The 21,780-nt window shown below is 72.1% G+C and carries 23 protein-coding genes; 11 read left to right on the plus strand and 12 right to left on the minus strand.

Annotation, left to right across the window (positions count from 1 at the left end; all coding sequences use genetic code 11):
* Positions 1-62 precede the first annotated feature (62 nt).
* From ygfZ to STRAU_RS33125, 3 genes are read right to left on the minus strand one after another with little or no spacing between them, the layout of a single operon-like run.
* Complete coding sequence (ygfZ, locus tag STRAU_RS33115; protein ID WP_037663565.1) at positions 63-1,028, minus strand: CAF17-like 4Fe-4S cluster assembly/insertion protein YgfZ; 966 nt, start codon at positions 1,026-1,028, stop codon at positions 63-65.
* Between the two features lie 57 nt (positions 1,029-1,085).
* Positions 1,086-1,523 (minus strand): Fur family transcriptional regulator, encoded by a 438-nt coding sequence (locus tag STRAU_RS33120; RefSeq protein WP_016644781.1) that lies wholly within the window; start codon positions 1,521-1,523, stop codon positions 1,086-1,088.
* Between the two features lie 41 nt (positions 1,524-1,564).
* Positions 1,565-2,137: a heme-binding beta-barrel domain-containing protein gene (locus STRAU_RS33125; RefSeq protein ID WP_016644782.1), complete on the minus strand. Its 573-nt coding sequence runs from the start codon at positions 2,135-2,137 to the stop codon at positions 1,565-1,567.
* A 239-nt stretch (positions 2,138-2,376) separates the two neighbouring features.
* On the opposite strand from STRAU_RS33125, the gene STRAU_RS33135 reads away from it, so the two are divergent.
* Positions 2,377-2,634 (plus strand): DUF3099 domain-containing protein, encoded by a 258-nt coding sequence (locus tag STRAU_RS33135; protein ID WP_016644784.1) that lies wholly within the window; start codon positions 2,377-2,379, stop codon positions 2,632-2,634.
* 84 nt (positions 2,635-2,718) lie between these two features.
* Here STRAU_RS33135 and STRAU_RS33140 read toward each other — a convergent pair whose 3' ends face one another.
* From STRAU_RS33140 to STRAU_RS33165, 7 genes are all read right to left on the minus strand, one after another.
* Positions 2,719-3,006 carry a DUF1416 domain-containing protein gene (locus tag STRAU_RS33140; protein WP_016644785.1) on the minus strand — a complete coding sequence of 96 codons (288 nt, stop codon included), beginning with the start codon at positions 3,004-3,006 and terminating at the stop codon, positions 2,719-2,721.
* Positions 3,007-3,067: 61 nt separating this feature from the next.
* A complete protein-coding gene (locus STRAU_RS33145; RefSeq protein ID WP_016644786.1) occupies positions 3,068-3,913 on the minus strand; it encodes a sulfurtransferase in 846 nt (281 codons plus the stop codon).
* 154 nt (positions 3,914-4,067) lie between these two features.
* A complete protein-coding gene (locus STRAU_RS44800) occupies positions 4,068-4,148 on the minus strand; it encodes a putative leader peptide (protein ID WP_350893136.1) in 81 nt (26 codons plus the stop codon).
* Between the two features lie 201 nt (positions 4,149-4,349).
* Positions 4,350-5,102: an LmeA family phospholipid-binding protein gene (locus STRAU_RS33150; protein WP_016644787.1), complete on the minus strand. Its 753-nt coding sequence runs from the start codon at positions 5,100-5,102 to the stop codon at positions 4,350-4,352.
* 133 nt (positions 5,103-5,235) lie between these two features.
* The gene (locus tag STRAU_RS33155) at positions 5,236-6,417 is read right to left on the minus strand and encodes a hypothetical protein (protein ID WP_016644789.1); all 1,182 of its coding nucleotides are present in this window, start codon (positions 6,415-6,417) and stop codon (positions 5,236-5,238) included.
* A gap of 10 nt (positions 6,418-6,427) precedes the next feature.
* The gene (locus STRAU_RS33160; protein WP_016644788.1) at positions 6,428-6,682 is read right to left on the minus strand and encodes a MoaD/ThiS family protein; all 255 of its coding nucleotides are present in this window, start codon (positions 6,680-6,682) and stop codon (positions 6,428-6,430) included.
* A 24-nt stretch (positions 6,683-6,706) separates the two neighbouring features.
* A complete protein-coding gene (locus STRAU_RS33165; protein ID WP_078621689.1) occupies positions 6,707-7,552 on the minus strand; it encodes an alpha/beta hydrolase family protein in 846 nt (281 codons plus the stop codon).
* Positions 7,553-7,839: 287 nt separating this feature from the next.
* Between STRAU_RS33165 and STRAU_RS33170 the strand changes: the two genes are divergently transcribed.
* From STRAU_RS33170 to abc-f, 6 genes are all read left to right on the plus strand, one after another.
* On the plus strand, positions 7,840-8,658 hold the full coding sequence (locus tag STRAU_RS33170; RefSeq protein WP_016644791.1) for a response regulator transcription factor: 819 nt from the start codon (positions 7,840-7,842) through the stop codon (positions 8,656-8,658).
* 23 nt (positions 8,659-8,681) lie between these two features.
* Positions 8,682-9,725, plus strand: a complete 1,044-nt coding sequence (locus tag STRAU_RS33175) for a LacI family DNA-binding transcriptional regulator (RefSeq protein ID WP_016644792.1) — start codon at positions 8,682-8,684, stop codon at positions 9,723-9,725.
* A 207-nt stretch (positions 9,726-9,932) separates the two neighbouring features.
* Positions 9,933-10,859, plus strand: a complete 927-nt coding sequence (locus tag STRAU_RS44555) for a S1C family serine protease (protein WP_158692187.1) — start codon at positions 9,933-9,935, stop codon at positions 10,857-10,859.
* 159 nt (positions 10,860-11,018) lie between these two features.
* A complete protein-coding gene (locus tag STRAU_RS33185; RefSeq protein WP_016644794.1) occupies positions 11,019-11,756 on the plus strand; it encodes a response regulator transcription factor in 738 nt (245 codons plus the stop codon).
* The gene (locus tag STRAU_RS33190) at positions 11,753-13,174 is read left to right on the plus strand and encodes a sensor histidine kinase (RefSeq protein ID WP_016644796.1); all 1,422 of its coding nucleotides are present in this window, start codon (positions 11,753-11,755) and stop codon (positions 13,172-13,174) included. Before STRAU_RS33185 ends, STRAU_RS33190 begins: the two co-directional genes overlap by 4 nt.
* 143 nt (positions 13,175-13,317) lie before the next feature.
* The gene (gene abc-f / locus STRAU_RS33195) at positions 13,318-14,946 is read left to right on the plus strand and encodes a ribosomal protection-like ABC-F family protein (protein ID WP_016644797.1); all 1,629 of its coding nucleotides are present in this window, start codon (positions 13,318-13,320) and stop codon (positions 14,944-14,946) included.
* Positions 14,947-15,017: 71 nt separating this feature from the next.
* Here the strand turns inward: abc-f and STRAU_RS33200 are convergent, their stop codons facing one another.
* The gene (locus STRAU_RS33200) at positions 15,018-16,238 is read right to left on the minus strand and encodes an LmeA family phospholipid-binding protein (RefSeq protein ID WP_037663559.1); all 1,221 of its coding nucleotides are present in this window, start codon (positions 16,236-16,238) and stop codon (positions 15,018-15,020) included.
* A 53-nt stretch (positions 16,239-16,291) separates the two neighbouring features.
* On the minus strand, positions 16,292-18,127 hold the full coding sequence (locus tag STRAU_RS33205; RefSeq protein WP_016644799.1) for a bifunctional metallophosphatase/5'-nucleotidase: 1,836 nt from the start codon (positions 18,125-18,127) through the stop codon (positions 16,292-16,294).
* Between the two features lie 207 nt (positions 18,128-18,334).
* Here STRAU_RS33205 and mshD point away from each other — a divergent pair, with 207 nt between their 5' ends.
* From mshD to STRAU_RS33225, 4 genes are all read left to right on the plus strand, one after another.
* Entirely contained in the window at positions 18,335-19,270 is a 936-nt protein-coding gene (gene mshD, locus STRAU_RS33210) for a mycothiol synthase (RefSeq protein ID WP_016644800.1), read from the plus strand.
* A 139-nt stretch (positions 19,271-19,409) separates the two neighbouring features.
* Entirely contained in the window at positions 19,410-19,856 is a 447-nt protein-coding gene (locus STRAU_RS33215) for a GntR family transcriptional regulator (RefSeq protein WP_016644801.1), read from the plus strand.
* Entirely contained in the window at positions 19,853-20,752 is a 900-nt protein-coding gene (locus STRAU_RS33220) for an ATP-binding cassette domain-containing protein (protein WP_016644802.1), read from the plus strand. Before STRAU_RS33215 ends, STRAU_RS33220 begins: the two co-directional genes overlap by 4 nt.
* Positions 20,749-21,687 (plus strand): hypothetical protein, encoded by a 939-nt coding sequence (locus STRAU_RS33225; protein WP_016644803.1) that lies wholly within the window; start codon positions 20,749-20,751, stop codon positions 21,685-21,687. Before STRAU_RS33220 ends, STRAU_RS33225 begins: the two co-directional genes overlap by 4 nt.
* Positions 21,688-21,780 lie beyond the last annotated feature (93 nt).

Raw genomic sequence — 21,780 nt, forward strand, 5'->3', positions numbered from 1 at the left:
CCGGCGATTGAGGACGAGCGCGCAGCGCGATCGGCGGCCACCCCGGCCGGGAGGTGGAGGCGCTACGGCTCGACCACGACCTCCTGGGCGGCCGCCGTCGTGCCGGCGAGCAACTCCGCGTCCAGCGGAACGTTGCGCTTGATGAGGGCGAGGGCGATCGGCCCCAGCTCGTGGTGGCGTACGGACGTGGTGATGAAGCCGAGCTTGCGGCCCTCGGGCCCGTCCGAGGCGAGGTGGAGGGGCGTGCCGTGCACCGGCAGGTGCACCTCGCTGCCGTCCAGGTGCAGAAAGACCAGGCGCCGCGGCGGCTTGCCGAGGTTCTGCACGCGGGCGACGGTCTCCTGACCGCGGTAGCAGCCCTTCTGGAGGTGGACGGCGGTGCCGATCCAGCCCAGCTCGTGCGGGATGGTGCGGTGGTCGGTCTCGAAGGCGAGCCGGGGCCGGCGGTGCTCGACGCGCAGGGCCTCGTAGGCGAGGAGCCCGGCGGCGGGCCCGTGCTCATCGGCGTACGAAGGAAGATCCGCGCGGGGCAGGAAGACGTCGCGGCCGTGCGCCGTCTCGCGCACGGCGGCGCCCTCCGGGACGGGCGCGATGGAGCCCGCGGGCAGATGCACCACGGCGAACTCGGCGGTGCGGTCGGCGACTTCGACGCGGTAGAAGAACTTCATGCTCTCCAGGTACGCGATGAGCGCGTCCTGCGTGCCGGGCTCCACGTGCGCCCACATCGTCTCGCCGTCGTCGACGAGGTACAGGGCGTGCTCGATGTGCCCGTTCGCGGAGAGGATCAGGGACTCCGTGGCCCGGCCCGCCGGGAGGTCGCTGACGTGCTGGGTGAGGAGGAGATGCAGCCAGGTCAGACGGTCGGCGCCGGAGACGGTGACGACGCCGCGGTGCGAGAGGTCGACGAATCCGGTTCCCTCCGCGAGGGCACGCTGCTCGCGGAACAGATCGCCGTAGTGGGCGGCGACGCCTTCGTCCACGCCCTCTGCGGGGACGGCGCCGGGCAGCGACAGCAAGGGGCTCTTCATGTTCACAAAGACTACGACCCGGAGTGCGCGGCGCTTATTCCTCACCCGCCCAGCGGGCTATTCCTCGCCCGCCCCACCGGCGCATTTCTCGCAGCGACCGAAGATCGCGAAGTGCTTCATGTCGGTGTCGAAGCCGAACATCCCGCGCAGCTTCGCGGTGAACTCCGCGGCCACGCCGAGATCGGCCTCGATGACGTTCGTGCAGTCCCGGCACACCAGGTGGATGTGGTGGTGGCGGTCCGCGAGGTGGTACGTGGGGGCGCCGTGCCCGAGGTGGGCATGGCTGACCAGGCCCAGCTCCTCCAGGAGCTCCAGGGTCCGGTAGACCGTGGAGATGTTGATCCCCGACGCCGTCCTGCGGACCTCGCAGAGGATGTCGTCGGGGGTCGCGTGCTCGAGGGTGTCCACGGCCTCCAGGACAAGCTGGCGCTGCGGCGTGAGGCGATACCCGCGCCGGCGCAGGTCGCTCTTCCAGTCCGAGTCGGTGCTCACCACACCCCGAAGTCTAGGCCCACGCCGCCCGCGCCGGTCCGGACCTACTTGAAGAAGGCGATGCCGTCGTCCGGCAGGTCGCCCAGGTTCCGTGCCATCTCGGCGACGTCCTCGGGCGAGACGACCTTCTTGAGCTGCGCGGACATGTACGGCCGCAGCGGCACCTCGGGCGTCTGCTTCTCGCCGACCCACATCAGGTCGCCCTTCACGTACCCGTACAGGCGCTTTCCGCCGGTGTACGGGCCAGAGGCCGCGGTGCGGGCCACGGCGTCCGTGGCCAGGTCGATCTGCGGCTTCTGGTCGGCCAGCTCGCCGTACCAGACCTCGACGACGCCGTCCTGGCGGACCATGACGGTCTCGACCTTGCGGTCCTTGTCGATGCGCCAGAAGCCGGACTCGGACTCCAGCGGCTCCACCTTGGTGCCCTCGGCGTCGAGCACCCAGGTGCGCGAGTGGTACTCGAGGAAGTCCCGGCCGTCGTGCGTGAAGGACACTTCCTGGCCGAAATTCGCCTTCGCGGAGCCGGGGAAGTCGGTGACGCCCGCGCCGGCCCAGTTGCCCAGGAGCCAGGCGAGGGGGACGAGGTCGCGGTGCAGGTCGGACGGGATCTCGATCATGGGGTGCTCAGGAGTCTCTCGGTGGGGGGTGCGGTCAGCGCTGGCCCTGGTACAGCTTCTTCACGGTCAGACCCGCGAAGGCGAGGACGCCGACGCAGACCAGGACAAGGAGGGCGGAGAAGAATGCCTCAAGCACGGAAGCTCCTTGGTGAGCGGTAAGTAGGGCGGTACAGAGCCGCGTCCCACTCTAGCCGTGCGGGCCCTGCCCCTCTCTGTGAGGTCGGCCGTACGCTGGACGTATGTACGCACGACGGCGCCATGTGTACTTCACCATGATGGGCGCGTGTCTGGCCCTGTTCGTCCTGGCCTGGGGAGTCGTGCGGCTGTGGTCGATTCCGGTCGCGGTCGGGATGTGCGTCGTGGCGATGCTGATCCCGCCGGTGGCCGCCATGGTCGCGAACCGGCGCGGTCCGGAGGACCGCTGGTGGGACGACCCCTCGGGTGACCCGAAGTCCGACGAGTGGTGGGACGAGCTCGACGGCAAACGCCGCAGATAGCACGACCGAGGGCCGCACCCCGTGGCGTCCAACCCCCTGGGGTGCGGCCCTCCGGCCTGGCTGCGGGCCCTACGGCCTGTCTGCTCAGACGGCGATCGCGACCTCCGCGAGCCCGCCCGTCCGGGCGACGACCGTGCGGTCCGCCGAGCCGCCGGGGACCAGGGCCCGGACGGTCCACGTGCCCTCGGCCGCGTAGAAGCGGAACTGGCCCGTGGCGGAGGTCGGGACCTCCGCGGTGAACTCGCCGGTCGAGTCGAGCAGGCGCACGTAACCGGTGACGGGCTCGCCGTCGCGGGTCACCTGGCCCTGGATCGTGGTCTCACCGGGCTTGATCGTCGAAGCGTCCGGGCCGCCGGCCTTGGCTCCACACATGCGTACTCCTAGGGGAAAGGGAGGGAGAGGAGGAGGGGAGGGAGGGAGAAGGTCGGTCGGGCTACTTGTTGGCGCCGAGCTCGATCGGCACGCCCACCAGGGAGCCGTACTCGGTCCAGGAGCCGTCGTAGTTCTTGACGTTCTCGACCCCGAGCAGCTCGTGCAGGACGAACCAGGTCAGGGCGGAACGCTCACCGATGCGGCAGTACGCGATGGTGTCCTTGGCGAGATCGACCTGCTCGTCGGCGTACAGCGCCTTGAGCTCGTCGTCCGACTTGAAGGTGCCGTCGTCGTTGGCGTTCTTCGACCACGGGATGTTGCGGGCGCTCGGCACGTGGCCGGGGCGCTGCGACTGCTCCTGCGGCAGGTGCGCCGGGGCGAGGAGCTTGCCGGAGAACTCGTCGGGCGAGCGCACGTCGACCAGGTTCTGCGCGCCGATGGCCTTGACGACGTCGTCGCGGAAGGCGCGGATCGAGGTGTCCTGCGGCTTGGCCTTGTAGTCGGTGGCAGCGCGCTGGGGCACCTGCGCGCCGTCGACCAGGTCGCGGGAGTCCAGCTCCCACTTCTTGCGGCCGCCGTCGAGGAGCTTGACGTCCTGGTGGCCGTAGAGCTTGAAGTACCAGAAGGCGTAGGAGGCGAACCAGTTGTTGTTGCCGCCGTAGAGGACCACGGTGGAGTCGTTCGCGATGCCCTTGCCGGAGAGGAGCTTCTCGAAGCCCTCCTGGTCGATGAAGTCGCGGCGGACCGGGTCCTGGAGGTCCTTGGTCCAGTCGATCCGGATCGCGTTCTTGATGTGGTTCTTGTCGTACGCGGACGTGTCTTCGTCGACCTCGACGATGACGACCTTCGGGTCGTCGATGTGGGCCTCGACCCAGTCGGCGTCTACCAGGACGTCGCTGCGGCTCATGCTGTTCTCCTCCGGGGCAGTTGCGGCGGGGCGGTGCGGGTACTCGCGGTGCGCGTATGGGTACGCGGGGAGGCACCGGCATACGGCACGGGGGCCCTGATGGTGACCTGGGACGGTCAACGGGCCGGGGGAATACGGGAGTTGAGGCTCCCGCTCAGAAGGTGCGACAGAGCATGGCGGCGACGCGGCACAGGTCCACTGCCCGCCGCTTCGTGAGGTCCGCCTGTCGATGCATGCGTCCGATCGTAGGGACGGTGGGGCGGCCGTGTCACCGCCGTGTCGGATGCTGAGACGATTTCGTCCAGGATGTGATCACGTAGGTGATTTCAGGCCGCCGCGCGGGGGCCTCCGGGCTGCGCACGCACCGCGGGCGCCCGCCCACCATCTGAGGGACGGACGCCCGCGTCTCGTACTACGGACAACTATCGGTTCGGGGTCAGGACACCAGGTCCACGTTCTCGCCCTTCACGGCCACGTCCACGCCGTCCGGCGCCGCCTGCACGGTGTCGAGCTTGATGCCGCCGGGCAGGTCGGTGATCTTCTCCTCGAAGTCGGTGACGTCACGGACCAGGCCCTCGGGCAGCGGGATCGTCACGCCGAGCACTTCGAGGTTCTTCGGGATCGTGTCGGCGTGCACCCGGATCGAGTCGCCCTCGACGGTCATCGTGCTGAGTACGTGCACGGGCTTGGGGAGCTTCGTGCCGCCCTTGCTCACCTCGACCTCGACCTTGACCTTGCCGTCGCCGCCGTCGGAGAGGCCGACCACCTTGCCGGTGGCGCCGAGCGGCAGCTTCACCGGCTCGGCCTTGGCGGCCTTCAGGAGCTCGTCGTAGGAGATCCGGGCGACGCCCGCGGCCGTGTCGGCGGTGGCGGAGCTGTAGTCGCTGGAGAAGTCGACGCCGTGCATGGTGGCGCTGAGGTCGGCGACGCGGATGGTGTCGCCGTCGGACTTGGCGTCGTAGTCCTTGATGCCGATCTCGACGTCGTCGAGCTTGCCGCCGAGGGCCTGGGTCAGGAACGGGAAGCCCTTGATGGAGACGTCGGGGGTGCTGCTGAGCCCCTCCTGGGTCTTGATCTTCTCGGCCGCCTCGTTCTCCGCGAAGTTCACCGCGAACCGGTCGGCCGCCACGAAGAGGCCCCCCAGGATCACCACGACGATCAGAAGTATGCGTATCGCGCGTTTGCTCATGCCTGCTGTTCCCCGTCCCCCGCCTCGGTTGTCCGTTGCCGCGAGCCTAAAGGACAGGTCCCCGGCCGACGTGCCCGGCCGGGGACCTGTAGATCGAATGTGACGTTGCGGCGCGTTTCGGCGCCGCCCGGATTCAGCCGAGGGCACGCCCCAGCAGGTACACGGCGGGCGCGGCGGCCGCCAGCGGCAGCGCGACACCGGCCGTGAAGTGCACGAACCGCGACGGGTAGTCGTACGAGGCGACCCGGTGCCCGATCACGGCACACACGCCCGCCGCCAGCCCGAGCAGCGCGCCCTTGCTGCCAAAGTCGGTGGCGCCGCCGACCGCGACACCCGCGCCCGCCGCCGCGAGCAGCGCCACGACCACCGACGCGGGCGTCGGCAGCGGCAGCGCGCGGGCCAGCACGGTCACGGCGACGGCGACGCCGCCGACGGTGACGGCCTCGTGCGCGGCGGCCAGGTGCCCGGCCGCGATGATCGCGAGCGCGCTGGAGGCGAGGGTGGCCATCAGACCGGACATCCGCTCGTCCGCGCCGGCCCGGCTGCGCAGCTGCAGGACGAGCACGAGCAGCACCCAGACGCCGAGCGTGCCGAGGATCGCGGCCGGGGCGTTGCCCTCGCCGGTGGCAAGGAGCGCGACGTCGGCGGCGACACCGCCCAGGAACGCGAGCGCGATGCCCTGCCGGGCGGGCCACATCCCGTTCAGCCGGAACCATCCCGCGGCCGTCACGCCCTGAAGGATCACCAGCGGTACGAGCAGCGCGTACTGCCCGGCGGCGGCAGCCCCCGCGAGCAGCAGCCCGAGCACCGCGGTGAGCAGGGCGGGCTGCATCCCCGGCTCTATGATCGGCGACCGCCCTTCGGCCCGCGCCCGCTGCGCGTCGGTGACCCGGGGGTTACCGGTGACGGTGGCGGGGCCGTAGGTGGGGGCGGGTTCGGGGGTGGGTTCTGCCGGGGCCGGGGCCGCGCGGTGCCTCCCGGCCGGAGGTGGCGTCCCCTGGGTGGGCGGCTGCTCCGCCGCTCCCCCGGGTGCCTGGTAGTACGCGCCGGGGTGGTCCGCCCCTTGGTACCCCTGGTACCCCGGCGGAGGCTCCGCGTAGGACTGCGGAGGCAGATACGCCGTCTCGGTCACGTCCGCCACCGGCGAAGCCGCATGCACCTGGGTGTCCCAGGTCTGCCCCTCCCACTGCTGGGTGGCGTACTGCTGCGCGGCGTACGGGTCCTGGTACCCCCAGGACTCGTCGGCCTGCGGCTGCGGCTGTGGATACGGCTGATGCTGATGCTGCTGATAAGGGTCGTACGGTTCGTTGCTCATCGCGTACGGGTCATCCTCCTGCGAACGGCGGGAGCACCTCGACCGTGCCGCCCTCGGCAAGCCGTACGGTCTCATGGGCGCGGGTCCCCACGGGGTCACCGTCGATGAGGAACGAGCAGCGCCGCAGCACGCGGTCCAGTTCTCCGGGGTGTCGCGCGCGGGCGGCGCTGAGCGCCTCGGCCAGCGTGGCCTCGGCGTACGCCTCCTCGGCGACACCCGCGGCAGCCTTGGCGGCGGCCCAGTACCGAATGGTCCCGGTTGCCATGCGTGCCCCCTCCTTTCGCTCAGGTCACTCGGCGGTTGCCGACGTCCATGATGCCGTGACCCACGTCGCGATCCGCCCGAGCAGCGCGTCGTCCGCCGCGTGCTCGGCGTGCCCCATGCCGGGTTCCAGCCACAGCTCGGCCGAATCACCCGCGGCGGCGGCCAGCATCCGGGGATGGTCGACGGGGAAGTACGGGTCCCGGTCGCCGTGCACGATGAGCAGCGGGGTCGGGGCGATGAGCGGTACGGACTCCGTCGGCGAGGGCGGGACGGGGTCCCACTCGTGCGGGTGGATCCGGGTCCGCAGGCCGAGCCGCCCGACCAGGCGCCCCGCCCGCCGCGTCACCACCCAGTGCAGCCGCCGCATCGGCGCCGTACCCCGGTAGAACCAGCGGGCCGGTGCGCTGACCGCGACGACGGCGTCGACCCGCGCTTCCGTGCGCCCCCCGTGCAGCGCCGCGTGCCGCAGCACCACGGAGCCGCCCATGGAGAACCCGACCGTCGCCACGCGCGTGTGCCCGAGCGAGCGCGCCCACTCCACCGCCGCGGCGAGGTCGAGCACCTCCCGGTCGCCCACCGTGGAGTGCCCGCCGGATCCCCCGTGCCCCCGGAAGGAGAACGTGATCACGGCCGCGCGCTGCGCGAAGACCCCCGCGGCCCGGCGCACGTGGGGCCGCCGCAGATCCCCCGAGAAGCCGTGCGCCAGCACGATCGCGGGCCCGCCGACCGGGCCGGGCCCGGGGTCGTACGCGGCTTCGATGGCCACCCCGTCGGAGGTACGGAGCGTTGTACGCAGCGTTGCGCCCCGTTGAACGCGAGTGATCGGCCGCACAGAAGATCGCGCCGTTTGACCTGCCGGACCGGAACTCATGTGGGCTATTCTGCTGCGCAGAGGATCCGGGCAGCGAAGCCCCCGGGTCCTTTCGTGCTTTCAGGGCGCCTCGTGCGCGGAGCCGTACCAAGGCCCCGTAAACGAACCCTCAAGAACGGCGCGGACGGTCACCACCCAGGGCGCGGGAGGTGTACCACCAGTACAAAGAGTACGAAGCAGTGCCGCATACGTCCTCGCAGGGACCGAGGAGGAACCGACGTAATGGGCGAGCGAAACGTGCACGACAGTCAGAAGAACCAGCCGACGACCCAGGCAGGTGGGACGCGATGAGTTCTCTGCTGCTCCTGACCAACGCCCTCCAGCCGTCGACGGAGGTGCTTCCCGCCCTCGGCCTGCTCCTTCACAACGTGCGGGTGGCCCCCGCCGAAGGCCCGGCGCTCGTCGACACCCCCGGTGCCGACGTCATCCTGATCGACGGGCGGCGCGACCTCCCGCAGGTCCGCAGCCTCTGCCAGCTCCTCCGCTCCACCGGCCCCGGCTGCCCGCTGGTGCTCGTGGTGACCGAGGGCGGCCTCGCCGCCGTCACCGCGGACTGGGGCATCGACGACGTCCTCCTGGACACCGCCGGGCCCGCCGAGGTCGAGGCCCGCCTGCGCCTGGCCATGGGCCGCCAGCAGATCACCGCCGACGACTCCCCCATGGAGATCCGCAACGGCGACCTCTCCGTGGACGAGGCGACGTACAGCGCGAAGCTGAAGGGCCGGGTCCTGGACCTGACCTTCAAGGAGTTCGAGCTGATCAAGTACCTGGCGCAGCACCCTGGCCGGGTCTTCACCCGCGCCCAGCTGCTCCAGGAGGTGTGGGGCTACGACTACTTCGGCGGTACGCGGACGGTCGACGTGCACGTACGGCGGCTGCGGGCCAAGCTCGGCGTCGAGCACGAGTCGCTGATCGGGACCGTACGGAACGTGGGCTATCGCTTCGTCGTCCCGGAAAAGGTCGACCGGGGCGCCGACGGCGAGAGCGCCAAGGCGGCGACGCCGAAGCCCGCGGACGAGCGGGCGCCGGGGCCCGCCGCGGCACGGGCGGAGGAAGCCGCCGCGGCACGGGCGAAGGAAGCCGCCGCACGGCCTGCTCAGGGCTGACTCCATCCGCGTAGACTGCGCGCGTGGCCAAGGTGACGCGGGACGATGTGGCGCGACTGGCGGGTACTTCGACCGCGGTCGTGAGCTATGTCATCAACAACGGACCCCGGCCGGTCGCCCCGGCCACGCGCGAGCGCGTACTCGCCGCGATCAAGGAGCTGGGGTACCGCCCGGACCGGGTCGCCCAGGCCATGGCTTCCCGGCGCACGGACCTCATAGGCATGATCGTGCCGGACGCGCGCCAGCCGTTCTTCGCGGAGATGACGCACGCGGTCGAACAGGCGGCCGTCGAGCGCGGAAAGATGGTCCTGGTCGGCAACGCGGACTACGTCGAGGAGCGGGAGACCCACTACCTCCGCGCCTTCCTCGGCATGCGGGTCTCCGGCCTGATCCTCGTCAGCCACGGCCTGTCCGACCAGGCGGCCGCCGAGATCGACGCGTGGGACGCGCGCGTGGTGCTCCTGCACGAGCGGCCCGAGGGCATCGACGACGTCGCCGTCGTCACCGACGACGTGGGCGGCGCCCAGCTCGCCACCCGGCACCTGCTCGAACACGGCCACGCGTACGTCGCCTGCGTCGGCGGCACGGCCGAGACCCCGACCGTCGGCGACCCCGTCTCCGACCACGTCGAGGGCTGGCGGCGCGCCATGCGCGAGGCCGGCATCCCGACCGAGGGCCGCCTCTTCGAGGCGCCCTACAACCGCTACGACGCCTACCAGCTGGCGCTGGACTTCCTCGCCGGGCCCGACCGCCCGACGGCGATCTTCTGCTCCACGGACGACCAGGCCATCGGCGTGCTGCGGGCCGCGCGGGAGCTGCGCATCGACGTGCCCGGGGAGCTGGCCGTGGCCGGCTTCGACGACGTCAAGGAGGCGGGTCTGACGGACCCGCCCCTCACCACGGTCGCCTCCGACCGCCCCGCGATGGCGCGCGCGGCCGTCGACCTGGTCCTGGACGACGGGCTCCGGGTGGCCGGGTCGCGGCGGGAGCGGTTGCGGGTGTTTCCCTCGCGGCTGGTGGTGCGGCAGTCGTGCGGGTGCGGGCCTGCGGCCGCGGCTGCTCTCTGACGGGTCCCGGCCCGGGCCGGGCGTGATCCGCGGTCGTCTTTATTTCGGGCAAACAGGCTTCTGTCGGGGTTCTCAGGGCGTCCTCAGGGGGCTCTCATCTGCGGAGCCCACGATCGTAGGCATGACAGAACCCTTCCGCCAGCACGGCGAGTACCAGCACGGCGAGTACCCGCCCCCGCCCGCCTTCCAGCCGGTGCCTTCCAGCCGGTGCCCGGCCCGCCGCACCGCTCGGGCCGCCGCGCCCGCGGCCCCGTGGCGCTGCTCGCCGCCGTCGCTCTCGCCGCCGCGGCCGTCGGTGGCGGCACCGCGTACGCCGTGCAGACGCTGACCGGCGACGACGCCCGCAGCGGCGGCGCGAAGAACGTGAACGGGACCAGTGTCTCCACCGGCAGCAAGGGCACCGTCGCCGGTGTGGCCTCCGCGGTGTCCCCGAGCATCGTGGAGATCAAGGCCACCGGGGGCGCGGGCAAGTCCACCGGCTCCGGCGTGATCATCACCTCCGACGGTGAGATCGTCACCAACAACCACGTCGTCTCGGGTGCCTCCGAGATCACCGTCCAGACCAGCGACGGCAAGACGTACCAGGCCAAGACCGTCGGCACGGACAGCAAGAAGGATCTCGCGCTGATCAAGCTGGAGGACGCGTCCGGGCTGAAGGCCGCGAGCCTCGGCGACTCCGACGACGTCCAGGTCGGCCAGGAGGTCGTCGCCATCGGCTCGCCCGAGGGGCTCACCGGCACCGTCACCAGCGGCATCGTCTCCGCGCTCGACCGGGACGTGACCGTGTCCGCGGATCCCGGGCAGGGGCAGGGGCAGGGTGGTGACGGGCAGCAGGGGCCCGGCGGCGGGTGGCCGTTCGAGTTCGGCGGGGAGCAGTTCAACGGTGACACCGGGTCCTCGAAGACCACGTACAAGGCGTTGCAGACGGACGCCTCGCTCAATCCCGGGAACTCCGGGGGTGCGCTCATCGACATGGACGGGAACATCATCGGGATCAACTCCGCGATGTACTCGCCGAGTTCGGAGGCCGCGGCGGGGTCGTCCGGCTCCGGGAGCGTGGGGCTCGGCTTCGCCATCCCGATCAATACGGTCAAGGGGGATTTGGGGAAGCTGCGGGCGGGGGCGAGTGGGTGAAGCCCGGGGGCTCCGCCCCAGACCCCGCTCCTCAATCGCCGGAGGGGCTACGGGAAGGGGCGGGACTGGGGAGAGCCCCGCGCAGCGGCACCCGCCCCCCGCCCATGCGACGCTGAGAACCACCCCGCCCACCCCGCACCAGAAGGCCGACGACACCCCATGAATCCCGCCGAAGGCGACCCGCGCATCCTGATCGTGGACGACGAGCCCGCCGTACGCGAGGCGCTCCAGCGCAGCCTCGCGTTCGAGGGCTACGGCACAGAGGTCGCCGTGGACGGCGCCGACGCTTTGGAGAAGGCCGCGGCCTACCGCCCCGACCTGGTCGTACTCGACATCCAGATGCCCCGCATGGACGGCCTCACCGCCGCCCGCAGGCTCCGCGCCACGGGATCGACCACGCCGATCCTGATGCTGACCGCGCGCGACACGGTCGGCGACCGCGTCACGGGCCTGGACGCGGGCGCGGACGACTACCTGGTCAAGCCCTTCGAGCTGGACGAACTCTTCGCCCGCATCCGCGCCCTGCTGCGCCGCAGCTCCTACGCGGCGACGGCCGGCCAGGCCACGGAGGACGACACGCTGGCCTTCGCCGACCTGCGCATGGACCTGGCGACGCGCGAGGTGACCCGCGGGGCGCGCACGGTCGAGCTGACCCGCACCGAGTTCACGCTGCTCGAGATGTTCCTCGCGCATCCGCGCCAGGTCCTGACCCGTGAGCAGATCCTGAAGTCCGTGTGGGGCTTCGACTTCGAGCCGTCCTCCAACTCCCTCGACGTGTACGTGATGTATCTGCGCCGCAAGACGGAGGCGGGTGGCGAGCCGCGCCTCGTGCACACGGTGCGGGGGGTGGGGTACGTGTTGCGCGCCGACGCCGCGGGCTCCGGCGGCGGCGCGTGAACCGCGTCGTCCGCCGCTTCCGGGCGCTGCCGCTGCGCTCCCGGCTCGCCCTGCTCGTCGCCACGGCCGTCGCCGTCGCCGTCGCGGCCGCGGCCGTGGCGTGCTGGTTCGTCGTACGGAACGTGCTGGTGAGCTCGTTGGACGACGCGCTGCGTGACACGAATGTGCCCTACGACTTCGTCAACAGCCAGGTCGACAGCACCGGTCGGTGCCGGCACTCGGTCATCTCGGGCAGCGACCGGCCCGATCTGTACAAGCAGACCGTCCAGGTGGTCGACCAGACGGGCGGCAGCTGCATCATCCTCGGCAAGCAGGAGATCAAGCTCAAGGAGTCGGACACGTCGGTCGCGCGGCGCGAGATCGACGAGTCCTTCCACGACGCGACCGCGGCCAACGGCGACGAGTACCGCGTCTTCACCTACCCCTTGCCGGGCTCCTCCTACGCCGTCTCCGTCGCCCGCCCCCTCAGCGAGGTCCAGGACACCCTCAGCAACCTCGTCCTCGTCCTCTCCGCCGTCGCCGGCGTGGGCGTCCTCGGCGCCGGTGCCGCCGGCCTCTGGGTGGCCCGCACCGGGCTGCGCCCCGTCGACGAGCTCACCGCCGCCGTCGAGCACGTCGCCCGCACCGAGGACCTGAACCTGCGGCTGCCCACCGACGACGACAGCGACGACGAGATCGCCCGGCTCTCCCGGTCCTTCAACGCGATGACCTCCGCCCTGGCCTCGTCGCGCGACCTCCAGCAGCAGCTCATCGCGGACGCGGGGCACGAGCTGCGTACGCCGCTGACCTCGCTGCGGACCAACATCGAACTCCTCGCCCGCAGCGACGAGACCGGGCGCGCCATCCCGCCCGACGACCGCCGGGCGCTGCTCGCCTCCGTCAAGGCCCAGATGACCGAACTGGCCTCCCTGATCGGTGACTTGCAGGAGCTGTCCCGGCCGGACGCGGCCCAGTCCGGCGGCAAGGTGCAGGTGGTCGCGCTGCACGAGATCGTGGGCGCGGCCCTGGAGCGGGCCCGGCTGCGTGGTCCGGAGCTGACCTTCGACGCCGACCTGCACCCCTGGTACGTACGGGGGGAGCCCGCCGCCCTGGAGCGGGCGATCGTGAACGTCCTCGACAATGCCGTCAAGTTCGGCCCGGCGGGCACGGCCGTCGAAGTCGGCCTGAAGGGCGGGGCGTTGACGGTTCGGGATCACGGGCCCGGCATTCCCGCAGACGAACTCCCGCACGTCTTCGACCGGTTCTGGCGCTCCCCGGCGGCCCGGGGCCTGCCCGGCTCCGGGCTCGGCCTGTCCATCGTGGCGCGCACGGTCCGGCAGGCGGGCGGCGAGGTCACGCTCGGGCCCGCGGACGGCGGGGGCACGGTGGCGACGGTACGGCTGCCGGGGGCGGGCACGCCGCCGCCCGCGACACCCTGAGCCACCCTGACGAGACGCCGCGTCTTGCGTAGGGGGCACGCGGGCGCTACGGTGGGCGCACTCGCAGACGAGACGAGGCGTCTCGCCTGCGAGATCGGGTACCCCGTACCCGCATCCACCGCCCCCTGCGAAAGAAGCCCCACTTGTTCCGTGCCCCAGCAGCACCCGCCCCCCGCCCGGTCACCTCCCAGCTCACCCTCGCCGACGTCACCAAGCGCTACGCCGACCACCTCGTCCTCGACCGCGTCCGCCTCACCGTCCGGCCGGGCGAGAAGGCGGGTGTCATCGGGGACAACGGCTCCGGCAAGTCCACGCTGCTGCGGCTGCTCGCCGGGCGCGAGCGGCCCGACAACGGCACCGTCACCGTCGTCGCCCCGGGCGGCACCGGGCATCTCGCCCAGACCCTGGACCTGCCGGACAGCGCCCGCGTCGGCGACGCCGTCGACCTCGCGCTCGCCGAACTGCGGTCCCTGGAGCGGCGTATCCAGGCGGCGGGCTCGGCCCTGGACGGCGCGGGCCCGGACGCGTACGACGCCTACGCCGCGCTCGTCGCGCGGTTCGAGGCGCGCGGCGGCCACGGCGCGGACCGCCGCGTCGACATCGCCCTGCGGCACCTGGGCGAGCACACCGGGCTCGACCGTTCGCGGCGGCTCGGCACCCTCTCCGGCGGGCAGCGGTCCCGGCTCGCGCTCGCCGCGACCCTGGCCTCCGCGCCCGAGCTGCTGCTGCTCGACGAGCCGACCAACGACCTGGACGACGAGGCCGTGGCCTGGCTGGAGGAGCGGCTGCGCGCCCACCGCGGCACCCTCGTCGCCGTCACCCACGACCGGACGTTCCTCGACCGCGTCACCGACACCATCCTGGAGGTCGACCATGTCACTCGTTCCGTGCGGCGGTACGGCGACGGTTACGCCGGTTATCTGACGGCGAAGGCCGCCGAACGCGCCCGGCACGAGCGGGAGTACGAGGAGTGGCGCGCCGAAGTGGCCCGGCAGTCGCGGCTCGCCGACTCCGCCGTCGGACGCCTCGACGCGATCCCCCGCAAGGCCCCGTCGGCCTTCAGCGGCGCGGGCGCCTTCCGGGCCCGGTCGCGGGCGCACGGCGCGATGGGCCGGATCCGCAACGCCCGCGAGCGCCTCCTGCGCCTGACCGGGAACCCGGTGCCCGCGCCGCCGGAGCCGCTGCGCTTCACGGCGGGCGTCGCGGGAGCGGCCCGGTGCGCGGTGGAGCTGGCGGACGTCCGCGTCCCGGGGCGGCTCGCGCTCGGCGCCCTGCACGTCCCGGCCGGGGGCCGCCTCCTGGTGACCGGTCCCAACGGCGCGGGCAAGTCCACGCTGCTGCGGGTCCTCGCGGGCGAGCTGGCGCCGGAGCCGGGTGCAACGGTGCGCCGGCCCGCCCGGGTCGGGCTGCTGCGGCAGGTGGCGGCGCCCCTGTCCCGCGCGGAGGGCGCGCGTTCACTGCTCGCCGCCTTCGGCGCGGGACAGGGCGAGGAACTGCTCGCGCTCGGCCTCTTCCGGGAGGCGGACCTGCTGCGTCCGGTCGGCGCGCTCTCCACGGGGCAGCGCCGCCGCCTCGAACTGGCCCGCCTGGTCACGCGCCCGTACGACCTGCTCCTCCTGGACGAGCCGACGAACCATGTCTCGCCCGCGCTGGTGGAGGACCTGGAGGCCGCGCTCGCGACGTACGCGGGGACGCTGATCGTGGTGACGCACGACCGACGGCTTCGGGCGGGATACCGGGGCCCGACCCTGACCCTGTCGGCGTCTATCTAGCCCGTCCGGCGTTTGAGGACGAGGCCGTTCAGGCCCGGGAAGGGGCGGGATTGGGGAAAGCCCCGCAGGGCCTACTTCCCGAACCCGATCCCGTACCCCTCGACCCCCACCCGGATCCCGTCCTTCTCCACCTTCACGCCCTGAAGCCGCATGGCCCCCTCCCCCGGCAGCTTCGGCAACTCGAAGGCCAGCGAAAGCCGGTCGACGAGGACGGGCCGGGTCAGGGCGTCTAGGCCCTTGAGCAGGGCGGGGTCCAGACCGAGCCGCTTCAGCAGGGCGGGGTGGCCCATCGCCACGTCGATGAGGTTCAGCCGCATCACGTCGTCGACGAACTCCGGGGAGCCGGTGACGTCGTTGAGCTTGGCGTCGCTGCGCAGCGCCTCCCGCACGGCCGCGTCCGGCACACCGAGCCGCTGGGCGATCGCGGGCACCGCGAGCAGGGCCTTCGCCTTGGACGACTCGTCGGCCACGCGGCGGGCGCCCTCGCGGCTGAGGTGCAGCCCTTCGGACTCGCGCGCACCCGGGCGGTACGTCGCCATGTCGCCGATTTCCAGGCGCATCCGGTCGATGTCGGTGGCGACGCCGCGGTCGCCGTTGCGCTCGATGCGGGCGTCGGCGCGGACCTTCAGGTCGTGCCCGGCGACGGGCAGGGTGCCGCGGGCGTACACCTTGTCGCGGCCGTGACCGGTGAAGGTGACCTGGGAGGCGCCCAGCTCACGGTTGAGGTCGTCGAAGGAGAGGAGCACCTCGCCGCGCATCTGCCCGATGACCGCGCCGTGCAGGGAGGTCGGCCCGTCGCCCTTCATGGTCACGTCCGTCGCGGTCGCGGAGACCTTCGCGAGCGAGACGCGGTCGGCGGCGACGTCGGGCACGGTCACCTTCACCTCGTCCAGGCGCTGGTCGAAGACCTGGGTGAGGAAGGGGAAGCCCTCGATGTCGACCTCGGGCGCCGCGCTCAGGTCGAGCTGGTCCTTGAGCTTGTCGGCGGCCTCGTGCTCGGCGTAGAGCAGGGCCCAGCGGTCGGCGAGGACCAGGAACGCGGCGGCCACGGCGAGCGCGACGACGGCCTTCACGGCCAGCGGGAGCCCGGCGAACCGGTTGCGGCGCCTGCGGCTGCCGCGCCGGTGGTTGGGCGGCTCCCAGGGAGTCTCGGCCTCGGCGGCATCCTCGCGGTCCTCCTTGAGGAAGTCCTCCAGAGGGTTGGGCGCGAGGGCGCCGAGCTCTTCGTACGGATTGTGGGGGGATATCTCTTCGGACGGATCAGAAACGGCCATGCGGTGGGGGGAACGCATCAGGCGATCTCACCATACGTTCACACCCCACCCCAAGCTTGTTCGCCGGAGAGCTACTTCACAACGGTAATGCGGTCCGCCTTCGGCGGCGCGATCGGCTTGTCCGCCGAGGAGTTGGCGGCGAAGTAGTCGTTGAGCGCCTTCAGGTCGTCGCCGCCGACCAGCGGCTTCGTGCCCTTGCCCAGCTCGGCGAAGCCGTCGCCGCCGCCCGCGAGGAAGGAGTTCAGGGCGACGCGGTAGGTGGCGCCCGGGTCCAGCGCCTTGCCGTTGAGCTTCACGGAGCCGGTGACGATCCGGTCGGCGCCGGACTTCGTCATGTCCAGCGTGTAGGTGAGCCCCTCGGACACCTGGAGGATCTTCGGCGATGCCTCGTTCGAGCCGCTGACCTGCTGCCGCAGCGCGGTCAGCACCTGCGCGCCGGTGAGGTCGACGAGGTTCACGGTGTTGCTGAACGGCTGCACGGTGAACGCCTCGCCGTACGTCACGACCCCGTCGCCCTCGCCGCCGCTCGCCTTGTGGACGAGGTCGGAGCGGATGCCGCCCGGGTTCATCAGGGCCAGGTCGGCCTCGCCGTCCAGGGACTTGGCGTGCGCGAGCTGCGCGTCGGCGATGAGGTCGCCGAGCGGGGACTCGGGCGAGGTGGCGCCGCGGCCGGGGATGTCGCCGGAGATGAAACCGACGGGCTTGCTCGCGATGGGCGCGGCCAGCTTGTCCCAGCGGCCGATGAGCCGCGTCATGTCGGCGGCCTTGGGCTGCGTACGGCTGACGACGTGGTTCGCGGACTTCACGCTCGTCCGCACGATGTCCTTGGTCTTGCGGTCGTACGTGAGCGTGGTGTCCGTGTAGAGCTTGCCGTACGAGGACGCCGAGGTGACCATGCGCGGCTTGCCCGAGGGGTCCGGGATGGTGCAGACGTACGCCTGGTGGGTGTGGCCGGTGACGATCGCGTCGACCTTGGGCGAGGCGGCCTTGGCGATCGCGGTGATCGGTCCTGAGATGCCGTCGCCCGCGCCCGGGGAGTCACAGTTGTAGTTGTACGCCTGGCTGGCCGGGGAGCCGCCCTCGTGGATGAGCGTGACGATCGACTTCACGCCCTGCTTGTCGAGGATCTTCGCGTACTTGTTGATCGTCTCGACCTCGTCGTGGAACTTCAGGCCCTTGATGCCCTCGGCCGAGACGATGTCCGGGGTGCCCTCCAGGGTCAGCCCGATGAAGCCGATCTTCACGCCCTTGTGCTTCCACACCGAGTAGGGCTTGAGGAGGGGCTTGCCGGTCTTCTCCTTGGTGACGTTCGCCGTGAGGTAGGGGAAGTCGGCGCCCTTGAATTTCTTCGGCTTGCCGTGCTTGTCCTTTTCGTAGCACCCGTCCTTGGGGTGGCAGCCGCCGTTCTGGACGCGCGCCAGTTCCTTCGCGCCCTCGTCGAACTCGTGATTGCCGACGCTGGATACGTCCAGGTCCATCTTGTTCAGGGCCTCGACGGTCGGCTCGTCGTGGAAGAGCCCGGACAGCAGCGGGCTGCCGCCGATCAGGTCGCCGGCCGCGGCGGTGACGGAGTACGGGTGGCCCTTGCGGGCCGAGCGCAGCGAGGTCGCCAGGTACTCCGCGCCGCCCGCGTCGATCTTCTTCTCGGTCCCGTCCGGCTGCTTCTCCGTGACCTGCCCGGAGGAACCCGCGGGCGGCTGGAGGTTGCCGTGGAAGTCGTTGAAGGACAGCAACTGCACATCTACGGTGCGCTTCTTGTCCTTGGCCGACGCAGCCCCCGGCCCGTCCTGCCCCGCGGTCGCGGGCAGCGCGGCGGCGAGCGCGCCGACGGTGGCGAGGCCCGCCGCGACGGCGAGGACGCGGGTGGCGCGGCGCCTGGGCCTGCGGTGCTTCGGTATGGCGGACACGGGTTCCCCCCGGGGGTTCTGCGGACGACTTGGCCGTCGGGAAGCCTAGGGTCAACGCGCGTAGCGCAACAGAGGGTTCCTGGTTACAGACTGGTTGCCATTGCGGAAGGGGAGCGGGAAATTAAGCCCGTCCGGCGTTTGAGGACGAGCGCGCAGCGCGATCAGCGCCAGCCCAAGGCGCCCCGCCAGAAGTCGTACTCTCGACGCATGACTGACGAGCAGCCCGCAGGGCAACCCGCCGCCCTCCGCCAGATCGACACGCTCACCGAGCTCACGGCCGAGCAGGCCGACACCGTCCTCGCCCTGCTCGCGGACGCGACCCGCACGGACGGCCAGCAGGCCGTGTCCGAGCAGGGCCGGCTGCAGCTGCGCGGCGGCCCGCGGACGGGCGTACGTCATCTGCTCCTCACCGTCGGCGCCGAACTCGTCGGATACGCGCAGCTGGAGGACACCGACCCCATCGAGGCCCCGGCCGCCGAGCTGGTCGTGCACCCCGCCCACCGCGGCCACGGGCACGGCCGCGCGCTCGGCACCGCGCTGCTCGGCGAGTCCGGGCGGCGGCTGCGCGTGTGGGCGCACGGCGGGCACTCCGCGGCACGCCACCTCGCCCAGGTGCTCGGCCTGACCCTGTTCCGGGAACTGCGCCAGATGCGCCGCCCGTTGGCGGGCCTCGACCTGCCCGAGCCGGTGCTTCCGGAGGGCGTCCGCGTACGCACCTTCGTGCCCGGCGAGGACGACGCGGCGTGGCTCGCGGTGAACGCCGAGGCGTTCGCCCACCACCCCGAGCAGGGCTCGCTGACCCAGCGCGACCTCGACGACCGCAAGGCGGAGCCGTGGTTCGACCCGGCCGGGTTCTTCCTCGCGGAGCGGGAGGCGGACGGGGAACTCGTCGGCTTCCACTGGACGAAGGTGCACGCGGCGGAGCGGCTGGGCGAGGTGTACGTCGTCGGGGTGCGGCCGGGCGCGCAGGGCGGCGGGCTCGGCAAGGCGCTCACCACCGTGGGCCTGCGCCACCTCGCGGCGGCCGGACTGCCGACGGCGATGCTGTACGTCGACGCGGACAACAAGGCGGCGGTCAGCGTGTACGAGCGCCTCGGGTTCGTGACGCACGAGACGGACCTGATGTACCGCACGGAGTCGTAAGCACGGAGTCGTAAGCACAGAGCACGCGGCCCCGAAGCGGGGCCCCACGCAACACCCCAGGGGGCGGCGTCACTTGACGCCGCCCCCTCTCTTGCACCACCCTTTCACTACTCAATTAGTGAAAGGGTGGTGCAAGGCAGTGGTCGAGTACCGCATCGACCGGCGCAGTGGCGTCGCCACCTACCTCCAGATCGTCCAGCAGACCCACCAGGCCCTGCGCCTCGGCCTGCTGGAGCCGGGCGACAAGCTGCCCACGGCCCGCGAGGTCGTCGAGGCCACCGCGATCAACCCGAACACCGTCCTGAAGGCATACCGCGAGCTGGAGCGCGAGGGCCTGGTGGAGGCCCGCCGCGGCCTCGGCACGTTCGTCCGCAGGTCGCTCGGCAGCGCCCCGGCCGACTCACCGCTGCGCGGCGAGCTCCTGGACTGGGCCGGGCGCGCCCGCGCGGCGGGCCTGGAACGGGACGACGTGGCGGCGCTGTTCGCGGCCGTACTGGAGGAGCAGTTCCCGCCACCGCAGTCCGAACCACCGGCCAAGACCGCACCGCGGGCTCAGCCCGCGACAACCATGGGGGACCCCGCATGACCGACACCGCCATCGAGGCGGCCGACCTCACCCTGGCCTACGGCCGCCGACGGGCACCCGCCCTGAACGGCTGCTCGTTCCGCCTCGCCGCCGGCCGCGTCTGCGCCCTCGTCGGACCCAACGGCGCGGGCAAGTCGACGCTGCTCGCGCTGGCCGCGGGCCTGCTGCGGCCGACGTCCGGCCGGCTCGCCGTCCTCGGCACCGCCCCGGCCGCGGCCCGGCCCAGGGTCGCGTACGTGGCCCAGGACAAGCCTCTCCACCCGGGACTCAGCGTCGCCGAGACGCTCCGGCTCGGCGCCGAGCTGAACCGGGGGTCATGGGACGCCGAACTCGCCGCCCGGGTGGTGGCCGACGGCGATCTCGACGCGGGCGCCCGCGTGTGTTCCCTCTCCGGCGGCCAGCGCACCCGCCTCGCGCTCGCCCTCGCGCTCGGCAAGCGGGCCGAACTCCTGCTCCTGGACGAGCCGATGGCCGATCTCGACCCCCTCGCCCGCCACCGCCTGATGGGAACCCTGATGGCCGAGGCCGCCGAACACGGCACCACTGTCGTGATGTCGTCCCACATCCTCGGCGAACTCGCGGACGCCTGCGACCACTTGCTGCTCGTATCCGGCGGCCGGGTGCGGCTCGGTGGCGGTGTCGACGACCTGGTGCACGCCCATGCCCTGGTCACCGGCACCGGCCGGGTGGCCGACCTGGCCCGGCACACGGTGGTGGAGTCCCGCGCCACCGGCCGCGGCCTCACCGCCCTCATCCGCACCGACGGCCCGGTGGACCCCGCCTGGGACGTCGCAGAACCCTCTCTGGAGGAACTGTTGCTCGCCCATCTGCGCGCGCCGGACGCCCCCGCGCTGATCACCCCCGGCACCACCGCGACCCGGGCGGTGGCCGCGTGAGCGCACCTCTGCTGAGCGGGACCCGCTGGGCCGTCCTGCGGCTGCACCGCGGGGCGCTGTGGGGAGCGGCGGCCTTCGCCGCGCTGGCCGCCCTCTGCACGGAAGTGCTCCGCCGCAGCGCGGAACACGCGGGAGCGGGCACCTTCCTCGGCTTCTCCGACCCGGGCACGTTCCTCGGCCAGTACCAGGAGAAGACCACCCTGGCGGCCCTGCTGCTTCCGGCCCTCATCGGCGCCTTCGTCGGCGGCCCGGTCCTCGGCCGTGAACTGGAGGCCGGGATCGACAAGTTCACGCTCACCCAGTCGGTCACGCCGAAGCGCTGGCTGACGGCCCGGCTGGCCCTGTGCGCGGCCCTCGCGGTGGGCTCCGCGCTCGCCGCCCTCGCGGTGTTCCGGCTCTCCGCCTCGGACACCATCGGCACCACGACCGCGCGGAACTGGATGCTGCGCGGCACCTATGAATCAACCGGCCCGGTCCTGGTCGCGTACTGCCTGTTCGCCGTGGGGGCCGGCGCGCTTGCCGGGCTGCTGCTGCGCCGCACCCTGCTCGCCGTCGTCGCCGCGGGCGGTCTCACCGGTGCTCTGGTGCTCGCGCTCGGCACCCTCCGCTGGGACCTGTATCCGGCCGCCACTGCCTCCGGGCCGGCGACGGACGCTGCGGACGTCCAGATCCAAGGGCTGCCCACCGGGTCGTTCGTCGTGGAGAGCGGGGCGCTGAACCCCGCGGGTGATCGCTTCGACGAGTTCAACTGCCGCCCCGAGGCGGCACCGGGCGCCGACTGCCCGGCGGACACCCAGGTCGCGGGCTGGTACGCGGACTACCACCCCCGCTCCCACTTCTGGTACGTACAGCTCATCGAAACCGGGATCGTCCTCGCCCTCGCGGCGGCGGCGACGTACGGGGCATTCTGGATCCTGCGCCGCCGCACCCCTTGAGACGTCCGGCCCTGGACGCCTGGGGGTCTCCACGCCACCCCCCAGGCGTCATGTCGGCGTAACCATTGATTCAGACAGCCTTGCGACGCTCAG

This window comes from Streptomyces aurantiacus JA 4570, assembly GCF_000414115.1.
Taxonomy (GTDB): domain Bacteria; phylum Actinomycetota; class Actinomycetes; order Streptomycetales; family Streptomycetaceae; genus Streptomyces; species Streptomyces aurantiacus_A.